Source organism: Pseudomonas sp. S5F11, assembly GCF_019641515.1.
Lineage (GTDB): Bacteria > Pseudomonadota > Gammaproteobacteria > Pseudomonadales > Pseudomonadaceae > Aquipseudomonas > Aquipseudomonas rhodesiae.
The window spans coordinates 5,675,806-5,689,428 of the sequence record NZ_JAIFJZ010000001.1; the positions used below are offsets into that span (position 1 = coordinate 5,675,806).

The following is a 13,623-nucleotide window of genomic DNA, read 5'->3' on the forward strand; positions in this document are numbered from 1 at the left end:
GTCATTGCGGCAGGTCGTAGCCGTCGATGGCGCTGGCCAGTTGTTCCAGGCCATCGAAGGTGCGCACGCTGGCCTGCAAGGCCAGGGCGTCGAGGATGATGATGCGGTTATGTTTGACCGCGTCCATGTTGCGCGTGACCGGGTCGCTGCGCAGGAAAGCGAGTTTCTTTTCGTGGTCGTCGGCGGGGTAGCGGCGGCGGTCCATGCGGGCGATTACCAGAAAGGTCGGGTTGGCTTTGGCGATGGTTTCCCAGCCGACGGCCGGCCACTCTTCGTCGGACTGCACCACGTTGCGCAGGCCGAGGGTCTCCAGCATGAATTCAGGCACGCCTTTATGGCCGGCCACGTACGGGTCGCTGGCCATCTCGGAGCTGGAGAACCACACCAGCGCACTGGCCTGCTTGAGACCCTTGCCCTGCGCCGTGGCGACGGCCTTGGCCAGGCGCGCCTTGAGGCTGTCATTCAGTTGTTGGCCGCGATCCTGGACGTCGAAAATGGCTGCCAGTTGGCTGATGCTTTTGTAAATGGTGTCGATGCGAAACGGCTCCAGCCGCGTGCCGTCGGCGCCCACCAGGTTGTCCTTGCCTTCGCAATCGGAGGGCAGCAGGTAAGTGGGGATGTTCAGCTCATGAAACTGCTCGCGTGTGCCCACCACGCCTTGGGGGCCGACCACCCATTCCAGCTCGGCGGCCACCAGTTGTGGGCGCTTGGCGATCACGGCTTCGAAGCTCGGTTCGTTATTGGCCAGGCGCTCGATGGTGTCGTTCTGCGCCTTGAACTGCGGCAACACCGGGTTGAACCACAGCGAGGTGCCGACCACTTTGTCGCCTACACCGAGGGTGTAAAGCATCTCGGTGGCGGTCTGGCCGATGGTCACACTGCGCGCGGGGGCCTGGGCAAAGGTCAGCGTGCTGCCGCAGTTCTGCACCGTCAGCGGGTAGTGAGTGGGCGCGGCGTGAGCCAGGGTGGCCAGGCCGAAACTGGCGAGCAGGGCGGTAGCGCGTGGCAGCATGGGGCGTTCTCCGTGTGGACCGTACGTGCGACTGGGGAGCTACGGTCATGGAAACACGCCCTTGAACACCGCCGCCAAGGGCCGGGCAAGGAAGTCCTTCCCGGACACCCCGCCGGTTAGTGATGTTGCTGGGCCGGCAGGTCTCCTGACTGATGCGTCGTCGCCTCGCTCCAGCCTTCCCGGACGCGTCCAGTGGCAGTGGGGAGCAGGCTCGGCACCTACAGTTGCGGGGGCAGTTCCGATTGGCGCGGCGTACCGCGCTTCGAATTCCCTATTAGTCCCCTTCGGGAACCGGCGCGGTATGGTAGTCGATCAGAGCGAGGCGATATAGCCCGAAGAACGCCCGGTCACAGACGAATGTCTTGCGGGCCCCGGATGAGTGCCTCAATCCGCGTGCCGGTAGCGCGCTCTTCGTTGCTGAAGCCGTCGTAGTCAGCCAGGTTGGCGAAGCGAATGCCGGTCAACTGTTCAATTTGCAGCACGCTGCGCCGGTAGGTCCTGAGTGGGCCGAAGATCAGGTCGAGCTGCCCCAGCTCGCGGCTTTGATCGATCATGTAGGCACTGGCCGAGGGTTTGCCGTCATCGCCCAGGTAAGCCACCACTTTCCAGAATGCCTTGGGGATTTTCACGCCACGGTACACGCGGTCGTCATCGGCAAACACCGGGCCGCTGAACACGGTGGCGCGGGCTTGCCAGCGTTGGGTGTTGTCCAGGATGGAGTCTTCCAGCTCCAGCCAGGTCTTCTGGTTGAACCCGCTCATTTGCGGCGAACAGTTGGTGAAATGGAAGGTATCGACATTGGCGGTGGCGGCCTGCTCGCCCCAGTTGGGGTCTTGGCGCCGTACCAGGTGGCCGCGGTCCAGGCCATTGTTGGTGTAGAGCGCTTCGCCCACCTGCGCGCTGATCGGCAGGCGACCGTCGTAGGCCCAGGTGTCGTTGCTGCGGGTAATGTCTACGTGCTTGGCGCCGTCGATATTGACGCCCACGTAGAGCGCCAGTCGCCGCGAGCGCGACATCGTTATCGAAAAGTGCGTGTAGTCCAGGCGCAGTGGTTCCACATCATCCTGCAACGCCTCGTCTGTAGCGGGCCAAGGCACGACGAAGCGGCTGAGAAAATCCGTGGCGTAACCTTGGCGGTCCTGCAGATCCTTGGCGGCGGTCACCCGTGGGGTTGCTGCCCGGGCTTCCAGCAGACTCGCGCTTGGCGCGATCAGTGGGCGCAGATCGGCCAGGCGCGGGCGATGGGACAAATCGATAGGGGGATTGCGGGCTGGCATGGGGTGTTCCTCTCGGTCCTTGAATACACACCAGTGCAGCATAGGCTCATGACAATTTCAGCCTGGTCGCTATCGCGATTGTCAGGGCAGCGCTTGTCACGTCGCCGCCAGCAGCCTTCTCACTTCGGCGACGATCAGATCGATCTTGAAGGGCTTGGCCAGCACGGCGTCAAACAGGTCCGAGCGCTCCATACCGATGTGCGCCTGCGCGCCGCTCATCAGGATGATCGGCAGGTGATTGACGCTCGGCAGGGCGCGCACCGCTTCGGCGAGTTGTTGACCGTCCATTACCGGCATCATGAAGTCGGTGATGATCAGCGACGGGCGTTCGCGCTCCAGCACGTCCAGTGCCTTGCGTCCGTTGCTCGCTGTGACGACCATGAACCCCTCATCCTCCAGCGCGAAGCCAAGGATGTCGGCGATCAGATATTCGTCATCGACGACCAGGATGGTGGTCATGTCAGTCCAACCCACACAAAGACTTAAAAAGCTGAACCAGGCAGCGCTGAATTGGACACCACTGAGGGGGCATTTCTTGAAACCTTTCTTAGATCAACGGCTTGGTCGCGGATGACCACTTCCAGGAGCGAGGGGTCATAGAAGCTGTCTCTGACCTTAAGAATGGAAAGCGTCCTTCTAAGTTCAGACTGAATCTCGAAGAAACGCATCAACATCAAGTTGTCGGCAATGCTCGACAGCTCGGATGCCGGTGAACTGACCTCGGAACCGAACAGATCGTGCATTTCCCAGGTCGCGAATACCGTGACGCCACGGGCGCGCAGTTCGTTCATCAGCGCGCTGTAGAAATCGGTGATGCGCGCCGGGTTGGTGGACACGCGGGTCATGCCGCTGAGGCTGTCGATAAACAGACGCTTGATGCCTTTTTCTTCCACCAGGCCCAGCAGACGCGCGCCCAGACCGTCGAGCAAGCCTTCGGTGGTGGGCTGCCAGGCGATGCTCAGGGCGCCGCTGTCCTGCATCTGTTGCAAGTCGATGCCGAGGGACAGGCCCTTGAGTTGCAGGCGCTGCGGGCTTTCGTAAAAGCCGAAGTGCAGACCCGGCGCGTCCACCGTGGACTCGGACAAAAACTTGAGGCCCAAAGTGGTCTTGCCGATGCCCGACGGGCCCATCACCAGGGTCACGCTGGAGCTGTGCAGGCCGCCGCCGAGAATCGCGTCCAATGAAGTGATGCCGCTGGGGATGCGCGTCAGGTCGGCGCTGTCCGGTGCGGAAGGGCGGCCATAGAGGCTTTCCAGGCGCGGGTACACCACCAGGCCGTCGTTGGTGATTTCGCATTCGTGCAGGCCGGTGAGCGCGCCGCTGCCGCGGGTCTTGCGCAATTGGATACGGCGGACCGAGCGGGTGCCGAACAGTTCTTCGCCCATTTCGATCACGCCGTCGACCATGGTGTGTTCGGGGCTGCCGTCGTCCAGGCGCGAGCTGGTTAGAAACAGCACGGTGCAACCGGCGAAGGCGGCATGGCCTTGCAGTTCGGAGATGAATTTTTTCGTGTCGATGGGTGAGTCAGCTTTGGAGCGCGCATTGAGCAGGCCGTCCACCACCATGACGGTAGCCTTTTGCCGACTGATTTCGCGCCGGAGCAACTTCACCACCTCGTCGAGACCTTCGTTTTCCAGGGTGTCGAAGGCGCTGACGAATTGGATTTCGGCGCCGACGCGGGAGGCATCGAAAAAGCTCAGGGTGGACAGAAACTGGAAAAGGCGGTCGTGGGATTCCGCCAGCAACGTAGCGACCAAGACACGGCCGCCGTTGCGCGCATGATGAAACCCCAGCTGGTTGGCGAGGATGGTTTTACCGGAGCCGGGGCGCCCCTGAATGATATAGGACGCCCCAGACACCAGCCCTCCCTTGAGCAGAGCATCCAGCCCTTCGATTCCGCTTTGAAGGCGATTTAGCTTTTCCACAGTGCGATCCTGACCCTAAAAACATGCTGTTAAGCCGAGTGGACAGGATGCTAACGCCATTTGTTCAATGGGGCTACTTACGATCCAGCCACACCGTCTGTGCATTACAGAACTCTCGTACGCCAAAGTGCGACAACTCGCGGCCGAACCCGCTCTTTTTCACACCGCCAAAAGCGACGCGCGGATCGGAAACGCTGAACGCATTGACGAAGATACCGCCAGTCTCCAGTTGGTCGGCGATCTGGCGCGCCTTGGCCGGATCTTCGGTGAAAATGCTGGCGGTGAGGCCGAACTCGCTGTCATTGGCCAGGGCCACGGCGTGGTCGGCATCGCGGGCAGTGATGATCGAGGCTACCGGGCCAAAAAGTTCTTGTTTGAAGGAGGTCATCTGATCGGTGACGCCCGCCAGTACCGTCGGCTGATAATAGTTGCCGGCCCCCTCGACCTTGTCGCCGCCCAGCAGCAGGGTCGCGCCTTCATTCAGGGTCGCCTGGACTTGCCCATGCAGTTCGTCGCGCAGGTCGAAGCGCGCCATCGGGCCGACGTAAGTGCTGTCGGCGGTCGGGGCACCCATGACCAGGGTGCGAGTGGCTTCGACGAACTTTGCGGTGAAGGCTTGTGCCACCCCTTCCTCAATGATCAGGCGCTTGGCGGCGGCGCAGACCTGGCCGCTGTTCTGGAAGCGGCCGATGACGGCGGCCTGCACGGCGGCGTCGAGGTCGGCGTCGTTGAGCACGATAAATGGGTCGGAGCCGCCCAGTTCCAGCACACATTTTTTCAGCGCGGCGCCGGCCTGTGAGCCGATGGCGATGCCGGCCCGCACACTGCCGGTGAGGGTGACGGCGGCGATGCGTGGGTCAGCGATGGCGTTGGACACGCCTTCCTGGGTCACGTTGAGCACTTCGAACAGGCCATCAGGGAAACCGGCTTGCTGGAACGCTGCTTTGATCAGGTACGCGCAGCCCATCACATTCGGCGCGTGCTTGAGCACGTAGGTATTGCCAGCGAGCAAAGTCGGCACGGCACCGCGCAGCACCTGCCAGACCGGGAAGTTCCACGGCATCACGGCGAGGATCGGCCCCAGCGGGCGATATTCGATGTGGGCCGTGCCGTTGTCCACCAAGGTCGGTTCCGGGGCGAGCATGGCCGGGCCGTGGGCGGCGTACCACTCGCTGAGTTGGGCGCATTTTTCGATTTCGGCACGGGCCTGGGCAATGGGTTTGCCCATTTCCAGGGTGATCATCTGCGCCATGGCTTCGGCCTGCTCGCGCAGAGCAGTGGCCAGGGCCAGCAGCAGCTCGGCACGCTGGCAGACCGGCTGGCGACGCCAAGTGCGGAACGCCCGGGTAGCGCGATCAAGCGCCGCGTCCAGTTGCGGTGCGGTTTCGTAAGGGTAGCTGCCGACGGTTTCGCCGCTGGCCGGGTTGATCGAGAGGGCGTGGGTCTGGGAAGTGATTGCGTTCATGGCGCCGTCCTGCTGAATGGGAGGAATGGGTTCAGCGTACGGGGCTGGCTCTTTTCTGAGAACTGAATAATATTGAGCGATACATTCACGAATGGAGAATGACTTGGATCTGGTGCAGTTGGAAATCTTCAAGGCCGTGGCCGAGCAGGGCAGTATCAGTGCCGCGGCACAGCTGATCCATCGGGTGCCGTCGAACCTGACCACGCGCATCAAGCAGTTGGAGCAGGACTTGGGCGTCGAGTTGTTTATTCGCGAGAAGAGCCGTTTGCGCTTGTCGCCAGCTGGGTGGAATTTCCTCGGCTATGCGCGGCGCATTCTCGATCTGGTGCAAGAGGCCCGCGCCACGGTGGCGGGGGAGGAGCCCCAGGGCGCGTTCGCCCTGGGCTCGCTGGAAAGTACGGCGGCGGTGCGCATCCCAGCCTTGCTGGCGGCCTATAACCAGAAGCACGCCAAGGTCGAGTTGGACCTGAGCACCGGGCCATCGGGCACTATGATCGAAGGTGTGCTGTCGGGGCGCCTGACGGCCGCGTTTGTCGACGGGCCGGTGTTGCACTCGACCCTGGAAGGTGTGGCGGTGTTCGAGGAAGAGATGGTGGTGATCGCGCCGCTGCACCACGCGCCGATCACCCGAGGGCAAGACGTGAATGGCGAGAACATCTATACGTTCCGCTCCAATTGCTCTTACCGGCATCACTTTGAGCGCTGGTTTTCCCAGGATGGCGCGGTGCCGGGCAAAATCTTCGAAATCGAGTCGTACCACGGTATGTTGGCGTGCGTCAGTGCCGGTGCCGGGCTGGCGTTGATGCCGCGCAGCATGCTGGAAAGCATGCCGGGGTCGGCGGCGGTGAGTGTGTGGCCGCTGGCCGATACCTTCCGCTTATTGAATACCTGGCTGATCTGGCGGCGTGGCACGGTGTCGCAGAGTTTGAACAGCTTTGTGAAGCTGCTGGAGGAGGGCGGCCTGGTTGCCGCCTGAGTTATCGATAGGGGAGTGGATTTGCCCTCTCCCACATGTTGGTCTTAATCAGCCGCCGAACTGGAAGGTGCCCATGGCCAATTTCGCCATGATCGCCGTTGCCCCCAGTTGCACCAGCCACAGTGCCAAACCACCGAGGAACACACCGAGCGCCACTTGCAGCACCAGGCTTTTTTCACGCTTGGGGTGGTGGGTGGTACGCGGGGGGAAGGGGTCCATGTCGTCGGGGTCGGCGCGCAGGTCCAAGTCATCGTTTCGCATAGGGCTCTCACAGCAAAGGGGCGGTGGGGTTCAGTCTAGGGGCTGGATACGAAAAAGGGGAAGCCATCGGCTTCCCCTCCTTATGCAACCAGCAGGTTTACAGGACCTGAACGATTGCCTTTGTGACCGCATCGATGTTGGCCTGGTTCAACGCTGCCACGCAGATCCGCCCGGTATCCAACGCATAAATACCGAACTCGGTGCGCAGGCGGGTAACTTGCTCAACGGTCAGGCCGGAGTAGGAGAACATCCCGCGCTGGCGGCCGACGAAGCTGAAGTCGTGGCCCGGTGCAGCCTTGGCCAGTTCGGCGACCATCTGCTCACGCATGCCACGGATGCGCAGGCGCATTTCGGCCAGTTCGGCTTCCCACTGAGCACGCAGCTCCGGGTTGTTGAGTACCGCCGCGACGATGGCCGCGCCGTGGGTCGGTGGGTTGGAGTAGTTGGTGCGGATCACACGCTTGACCTGGGACAGGATGCGCGCGCTTTCTTCCTTCGACTCGCTGACGATCGACAGCGCGCCTACGCGCTCGCCATACAGCGAGAACGACTTGGAGAAAGAGCTGGACACAAAGAAGGTCAGGCCCGACTCGGCGAACAGGCGCACGGCGGCGGCGTCTTCGTCGATGCCATCGCCAAAGCCTTGATAGGCCATGTCGAGGAACGGCACCAGGTTTTTGGCCTTGACCACGTCCAGGACTTTTTGCCAGTCGGCCGGGCTCAGGTCGACGCCGGTCGGGTTGTGACAGCAGGCGTGCAGTACCACGATGGACTGCGGCGGCAGGGCGTTGAGGTCTTCGAACAGGCCGGCACGATTTACGTCGTGGGTGGCGGCATCGTAGTAGCGATAGTTCTGCACCGGGAAACCGGCGGTTTCGAACAGCGCGCGGTGGTTTTCCCAGCTCGGGTCGCTGATGGCTACTACGGCGTTAGGCAGCAGCTGCTTGAGGAAGTCTGCGCCGATCTTCAGCGCGCCGGTGCCGCCAACGGCTTGCACGGTGACCACCCGCTCAGCGCTGAGCAATGGCGACGCTTGACCGAACAGCAGGGTCTGCACGGCCTTGTCGTAGGCGGCGATACCATCGATCGGCAAGTACCCGCGAGCGGCATGTTGCGCCACGCGAATGGCTTCCGCTTCGGCAACGGCACGCAAGAGTGGAATCTTCCCCTCCTCGTTGCAGTAAACGCCTACGCCAAGGTTGACCTTGGTGGTTCGGGTGTCGGCGTTGAATGCTTCGTTGAGGCCCAGGATTGGATCGCGTGGTGCCATTTCGACAGCGGAGAACAGGCTCATTTTTGCGGCAGCTCTATGGGGGGTAGGAGGGACGTGTCGCGCTCCAGCCGAATGCACTAGAGCGGTGCACAAACGGGGAGCTAGTATAGAGGCCATCATCGCCGAGGGCGACCACCGAAACGGCTTTTCGGCCAAGTTTTTCGGTTTATTTACCGACCGTTAGTCATATTGCAACCTTGATCGAAAACCCAGGGTCAGACGATTGCCTTGAAAGCCGTCACATTCGCCTCCACTTGTATGGCTATCATGATTATTTCCTACGGCCCGCTCTGTATTTTCGCGGGTGGTGGTCTATTTCTTCCCCGACCGCTTTACAGTCTGGGGTGACTTCAAGAGGTACGTTATGTCGGATTTCCAACTAGTCACCCGCTTCGAACCCGCCGGCGATCAGCCCGAGGCCATTCGCCAGATGGTCGAAGGCATTGAAGCCGGCCTGGCCCACCAGACGCTGCTCGGGGTGACCGGTTCAGGCAAGACCTTCAGCATCGCCAACGTCATCGCCCAGGTGAACCGCCCGACCCTGGTGCTGGCGCCGAATAAAACCCTGGCCGCGCAGTTGTATGGCGAGTTCAAGGCGTTTTTTCCGAACAACGCGGTGGAGTACTTCGTTTCCTACTACGACTACTACCAGCCCGAAGCCTACGTGCCGTCCTCCGATACCTTCATCGAGAAGGACGCCTCGATCAACGACCATATCGAGCAGATGCGCCTGTCCGCGACCAAGGCGCTGCTGGAGCGCAAGGACGCAATCATCGTTACCACGGTGTCGTGCATCTACGGCTTGGGCAGCCCGGAAACCTATCTGAAGATGGTGCTGCACGTCGATCGCGGCGACAAACTCGACCAGCGCGAGCTGCTGCGTCGTTTGGCGAGCCTGCAATACACCCGCAACGACATGGACTTCGCCCGGGCCACCTTCCGCGTGCGCGGCGATGTGATTGATATTTACCCGGCCGAATCGGACCTGGAGGCGATCCGCATCGAGCTGTTCGACGATGAAGTCGAGAGCCTGTCGGCGTTCGATCCGTTGACCGGCGAGGTAATCCGCAAACTGCCGCGCTTCACCTTCTATCCGAAAAGCCACTATGTGACGCCCCGCGAAACCCTGATGGGCGCGATTGAGGGCATCAAAGTCGAATTGGCCGAACGCTTGGAATACCTGCGCGCCAACAATAAGCTGGTGGAAGCCCAGCGCCTGGAACAGCGCACCCGCTTCGACCTGGAGATGATCCTGGAGCTGGGTTACTGCAACGGCATCGAAAACTACTCGCGCTACCTCTCAGGCCGCGAGTCCGGCGCGCCGCCGCCGACCCTCTATGACTACCTGCCGCCGGATGCGCTGCTGGTGATCGATGAATCCCACGTCAGCGTGCCGCAGGTGGGCGCGATGTATAAGGGCGACCGTTCGCGCAAGGAAACCCTGGTGGAATACGGGTTCCGGTTGCCATCGGCGCTGGATAACCGGCCGATGCGCTTCGATGAGTGGGAGGCCATCAGCCCGCAGACGATTTTTGTCTCGGCAACGCCTGGCAACTACGAAGCCGAGCATGCCGGGCGGGTGATCGAGCAGTTGGTGCGTCCCACCGGCCTGGTGGACCCGGAAATCGAAATCCGCCCGGCGCTGACCCAGGTCGACGACCTGCTGTCGGAAATCAACAAGCGCGTGGCCCTGGAAGAGCGGGTGCTGGTTACCACCCTGACCAAGCGCATGTCCGAAGACTTGACCGACTACCTGGCCGACCACGGCGTGCGTGTGCGCTACCTGCACTCGGACATCGATACCGTGGAACGCGTGGAGATCATCCGCGACCTGCGCCTGGGCACCTTCGATGTGCTGGTGGGCATCAACCTGCTGCGCGAAGGCCTGGACATGCCGGAAGTGTCGCTGGTGGCGATCCTGGATGCAGATAAAGAAGGCTTCCTGCGCTCCGAGCGTTCGCTGATCCAGACCATCGGCCGCGCGGCGCGTAACCTCAATGGTCGTGCGATTTTGTACGCGGACCGTATCACCGGTTCCATGGAGCGGGCGATCGGCGAGACCGAGCGTCGTCGCGACAAGCAAATTGCCTTCAACCTCGAACATGGCATCACGCCCAAAGGTGTGTTCAAGGACGTTGCCGACATCATGGAAGGCGCCACCGTGCCCGGCTCGCGCAGCAAGAAGCGCAAGGGCATGGCCAAGGCCGCGGAGGAGAGTGCCAAGTACGAAAACGAACTGCGCTCGCCGAGTGAAATCACCAAGCGGATTCGGCAGTTGGAAGAGAAGATGTACCAGTTGGCGCGCGACCTGGAGTTTGAAGCGGCGGCGCAGACGCGTGACGAGATTGGCAAGTTGCGTGAGCGATTGCTGGCGGTTTGATCTGCGCTGAATTGACTGGCCTTATCGGGGGCAAGCCCCCTCCCACAGTTGAAATGTGTTCACAGATCCAAGTGTGGGAGGGGGCTTGCCCCCGATAGCCGCGCCGCGGTTTTCCAGAAAACCCCCTGGGCTGTTACCATTCGCCCCTTGTTTCAATTTTCAGTTATATCGCCCATTCGAGACCTGCCATGACCACCGTCCGCACGCGCATCGCGCCATCGCCCACTGGGGATCCCCACGTCGGTACCGCTTACATCGCCTTGTTCAACTACTGCTTCGCCAAGCAGCACGGCGGTGAATTCATTCTGCGGATCGAAGACACCGATCAACTGCGCTCCACCCGCGAGTCGGAGCAGCAGATTTTCGATGCGCTGCGCTGGTTGGGCATTACCTGGGCCGAAGGCCCGGACGTGGGCGGCCCTCACGGCCCGTATCGCCAGAGCGAGCGCAGTGACATCTACAAGCAGTACACCCAGCAACTGGTCGACATGGGGCATGCGTTCCCATGCTTCTGCACCGCCGAAGAACTCGACCAGATGCGCGCCGAACAACAGGCCCGGGGCGAAACGCCGCGCTACGACGGTCGCGCGCTGTTGCTATCCAAAGAAGAAGTGGCACGTCGCCTGGCTGCCGGCGAACCCCATGTGATCCGCATGAAGGTGCCGAGCGAAGGCGTGTGTGTGGTGCCGGACATGCTGCGCGGTGACGTCGAGATCCCGTGGGACCGCATGGACATGCAGGTGCTGATGAAGACCGACGGCCTGCCCACGTACTTCCTGGCCAACGTGGTCGACGACCACCTGATGGGCATCACCCATGTGCTGCGCGGCGAAGAATGGCTGCCGTCGGCGCCGAAGCTGATCCTGCTCTACGAATACTTCGGCTGGGAGCAACCGCAACTGTGCTACATGCCGCTGTTGCGTAACCCGGACAAGAGCAAGTTGTCCAAACGCAAGAACCCGACTTCGGTGACCTTCTACGAGCGCATGGGCTTTATGCCCGAAGCGATGCTCAATTACCTGGGTCGCATGGGCTGGTCGATGCCGGACGAGCGCGAGAAGTTCTCGCTGCAGGAGATGGTCGACAACTTCGACTTGTCCCGTGTGTCGCTGGGTGGGCCGATCTTCGATATCGAGAAGCTGTCGTGGCTCAACGGCCAATGGCTGCGTGACTTGCCGGTGGAAGAATTCGCCAGCCGTGTGCAGCAGTGGGCGTTGAACCCTGAATACATGATGAAGATCGCACCGCTGGTGCAGGGCAGGGTGGAGACGTTCAGCCAGGTCGCGCCGTTGGCCAGTTTCTTCTTTGCGGGGGGCGTGAACCCGGATCCGAAGCTGTTTGAATCCAAGAAGCTCTCGGGTGACCAGGTTCGCCAGTTGATGCAGTTGATTCTGTGGAAGCTGGAAAGCCTGCGTCAGTGGGAGAAGGACGCCATCACCGCGACGATTCAGGCGGTGGTCGAGTCCCTGGAGTTGAAACTGCGCGACGCCATGCCGCTGATGTTCGCGGCGATCACCGGGCAGGCTAGTTCGGTGTCGGTGCTTGATGCGATGGAAATTCTCGGCCCTGACCTGACGCGTTTCCGTCTGCGCCAAGCGCTTGATTTGCTGGGTGGTGTGTCGAAGAAAGAAAACAAAGAGTGGGAAAAGCTGCTGGGTACTATCGCTTAAGCACGCGGTTGTAACGACGAAACCCCGGTTTTCCGGGGTTTCGTCGGTAAGTGATTGTTATCCCGGCAAAAAATTTTGGAAATAGTTGAAAATAAATTTGACACGTTTCCAAACCGCCATTAAGATTCGCCCCGTCCTCACCGATGAGGGGCTATAGCTCAGCTGGGAGAGCGCTTGCATGGCATGCAAGAGGTCAACGGTTCGATCCCGTTTAGCTCCACAAATTTGCAGGTTCAAGGTCTGGCCACACCGCCCTTGAATCGATCAGAACTCAGCTCTGATCCGTTGTACAGAAGGTTTTGTCCCCTTCGTCTAGTGGCCTAGGACACCGCCCTTTCACGGCGGTAACAGGGGTTCGAGTCCCCTAGGGGACGCCAGTTTCAACAAGCAGCTCGCAAGGTCTGCTGCGCCGCGAGGCGAAAAATCTGGGGCTATAGCTCAGCTGGGAGAGCGCTTGCATGGCATGCAAGAGGTCAACGGTTCGATCCCGTTTAGCTCCACCAATTTACAGGTTCAAGGTTCCGGCCACACCGTCCTTGAATCGATCAGTCTCAGCCTGATCAGTTGTATAGAAGGTTTGTGTCCCCTTCGTCTAGTGGCCTAGGACACCGCCCTTTCACGGCGGTAACAGGGGTTCGAGTCCCCTAGGGGACGCCACGATTACCCGCTCTGCGGGATTTTTAAGGGTCATTCAATTATTGAATGGCCCTTTTGTTTGTCTGGCGTTTGGCCAATTCCTCCTTCCCTTTCTTATTGTCGTTCTGACCAGTGGTCATACCCGTCGCTTGCGGAATATTATTATGGTAATAATATTCAACCCATGAACCACGGAGGCAACGATGAGCGACAAAAAAGCGCAAACCCGCGAACGCATTCTGCAGGCTGCCAGCGCTGCGTTGATTCAGCGTGGCCCGGCTGAGCCTAGCGTCGGTGAAGTCATGGGGGCGGCGGGGCTGACCGTGGGTGGCTTCTACGCACACTTTGAAAGCAAGGACGCGCTGATGCTGGAGGCATTCAGTCAGTTGCTGGCTCAGCGCCGCGCGTCCATCAATGACCTGGACGAGCAGATCACCGGCGAAGAGCGCCGCGCCCTGGCGGCGGCGTTTTATCTGTCGCGCAAACACCGCGACTCAACCTCCCAGGCCTGCCCGCTACCCGCCACGGTCGGGGAGATGGGGCGCTTGCCAGAGGCGTTCCGCCAGGTGCTCAGCGAACATGTTGAATTGATGGCTGCACAGTTGGCGACGTGCCCGGAAGACATCGACAAGGCCCTGGCGGACATGGCGTTGATGGTGGGTGGACTGACCCTGGCGCGTGCGCTCGGGCCGGGGGAATTGTCGGATCGGGTGATGCGCGCGGCCAAGTCGGCGGTGCGTTAAAAGGA

At 61.1% G+C, this 13,623-nt stretch carries 11 protein-coding genes, 4 tRNA genes and 1 riboswitch; of the genes, 8 read left to right on the forward strand and 7 right to left on the reverse strand.

Features of this window, described 5'->3' with window-relative positions; genetic code table 11:
- Nucleotide 1: 1 nt before the first annotated feature.
- The 5 genes from K1567_RS25735 to K1567_RS25755 all read right to left on the reverse strand — a co-directional run bounded on the left by K1567_RS25735 (nucleotide 2) and on the right by K1567_RS25755 (nucleotide 5,679).
- On the reverse strand, nucleotides 2-1,012 hold the full coding sequence (locus tag K1567_RS25735) for an ABC transporter substrate-binding protein (protein WP_034114455.1): 1,011 nt from the start codon (nucleotides 1,010-1,012) through the stop codon (nucleotides 2-4).
- A gap of 117 nt (nucleotides 1,013-1,129) precedes the next feature.
- A riboswitch (cobalamin riboswitch) is annotated at nucleotides 1,130-1,323 on the reverse strand.
- Nucleotides 1,324-1,359: 36 nt separating this feature from the next.
- Entirely contained in the window at nucleotides 1,360-2,289 is a 930-nt protein-coding gene (locus tag K1567_RS25740; protein WP_169869017.1) for a DNA/RNA non-specific endonuclease, read from the reverse strand.
- 96 nt (nucleotides 2,290-2,385) lie between these two features.
- A complete protein-coding gene (locus K1567_RS25745; RefSeq protein ID WP_034099201.1) occupies nucleotides 2,386-2,748 on the reverse strand; it encodes a response regulator in 363 nt (120 codons plus the stop codon).
- A gap of 23 nt (nucleotides 2,749-2,771) precedes the next feature.
- Nucleotides 2,772-4,214 carry an ATPase domain-containing protein gene (locus K1567_RS25750; protein ID WP_034099199.1) on the reverse strand — a complete coding sequence of 481 codons (1,443 nt, stop codon included), beginning with the start codon at nucleotides 4,212-4,214 and terminating at the stop codon, nucleotides 2,772-2,774.
- Between the two features lie 73 nt (nucleotides 4,215-4,287).
- A complete protein-coding gene (locus K1567_RS25755; RefSeq protein WP_169869016.1) occupies nucleotides 4,288-5,679 on the reverse strand; it encodes an aldehyde dehydrogenase family protein in 1,392 nt (463 codons plus the stop codon).
- A 103-nt stretch (nucleotides 5,680-5,782) separates the two neighbouring features.
- Here K1567_RS25755 and K1567_RS25760 point away from each other — a divergent pair, with 103 nt between their 5' ends.
- Nucleotides 5,783-6,655, forward strand: a complete 873-nt coding sequence (locus K1567_RS25760) for a putrescine utilization regulator PtrR (RefSeq protein ID WP_034099848.1) — start codon at nucleotides 5,783-5,785, stop codon at nucleotides 6,653-6,655.
- Between the two features lie 48 nt (nucleotides 6,656-6,703).
- Here the strand turns inward: K1567_RS25760 and K1567_RS25765 are convergent, their stop codons facing one another.
- Together K1567_RS25765 and K1567_RS25770 are read right to left on the reverse strand one after the other, a co-directional pair.
- Nucleotides 6,704-6,916 (reverse strand): hypothetical protein, encoded by a 213-nt coding sequence (locus K1567_RS25765; RefSeq protein WP_094066772.1) that lies wholly within the window; start codon nucleotides 6,914-6,916, stop codon nucleotides 6,704-6,706.
- Nucleotides 6,917-7,013: 97 nt separating this feature from the next.
- Nucleotides 7,014-8,210, reverse strand: coding sequence for an amino acid aminotransferase (locus K1567_RS25770; RefSeq protein WP_034099193.1), 1,197 nt, complete (start codon nucleotides 8,208-8,210; stop codon nucleotides 7,014-7,016).
- A gap of 343 nt (nucleotides 8,211-8,553) precedes the next feature.
- Here K1567_RS25770 and uvrB point away from each other — a divergent pair, with 343 nt between their 5' ends.
- The 7 genes from uvrB (at nucleotide 8,554) to K1567_RS25805 (ending at nucleotide 13,618) form a co-directional block, all read left to right on the forward strand.
- Entirely contained in the window at nucleotides 8,554-10,569 is a 2,016-nt protein-coding gene (uvrB, locus tag K1567_RS25775) for an excinuclease ABC subunit UvrB (RefSeq protein WP_034099192.1), read from the forward strand.
- Nucleotides 10,570-10,757: 188 nt separating this feature from the next.
- Entirely contained in the window at nucleotides 10,758-12,239 is a 1,482-nt protein-coding gene (gltX, locus tag K1567_RS25780; protein WP_034114447.1) for a glutamate--tRNA ligase, read from the forward strand.
- Nucleotides 12,240-12,386: 147 nt separating this feature from the next.
- Nucleotides 12,387-12,459: transfer RNA gene (locus K1567_RS25785), tRNA-Ala, on the forward strand.
- A gap of 81 nt (nucleotides 12,460-12,540) precedes the next feature.
- Nucleotides 12,541-12,616, forward strand: a tRNA-Glu gene (locus K1567_RS25790).
- Between the two features lie 50 nt (nucleotides 12,617-12,666).
- Nucleotides 12,667-12,742: transfer RNA gene (locus K1567_RS25795), tRNA-Ala, on the forward strand.
- 78 nt (nucleotides 12,743-12,820) lie between these two features.
- Nucleotides 12,821-12,896, forward strand: a tRNA-Glu gene (locus tag K1567_RS25800).
- A gap of 182 nt (nucleotides 12,897-13,078) precedes the next feature.
- Nucleotides 13,079-13,618 carry a TetR/AcrR family transcriptional regulator gene (locus K1567_RS25805; protein WP_034099190.1) on the forward strand — a complete coding sequence of 180 codons (540 nt, stop codon included), beginning with the start codon at nucleotides 13,079-13,081 and terminating at the stop codon, nucleotides 13,616-13,618.
- Nucleotides 13,619-13,623 lie beyond the last annotated feature (5 nt).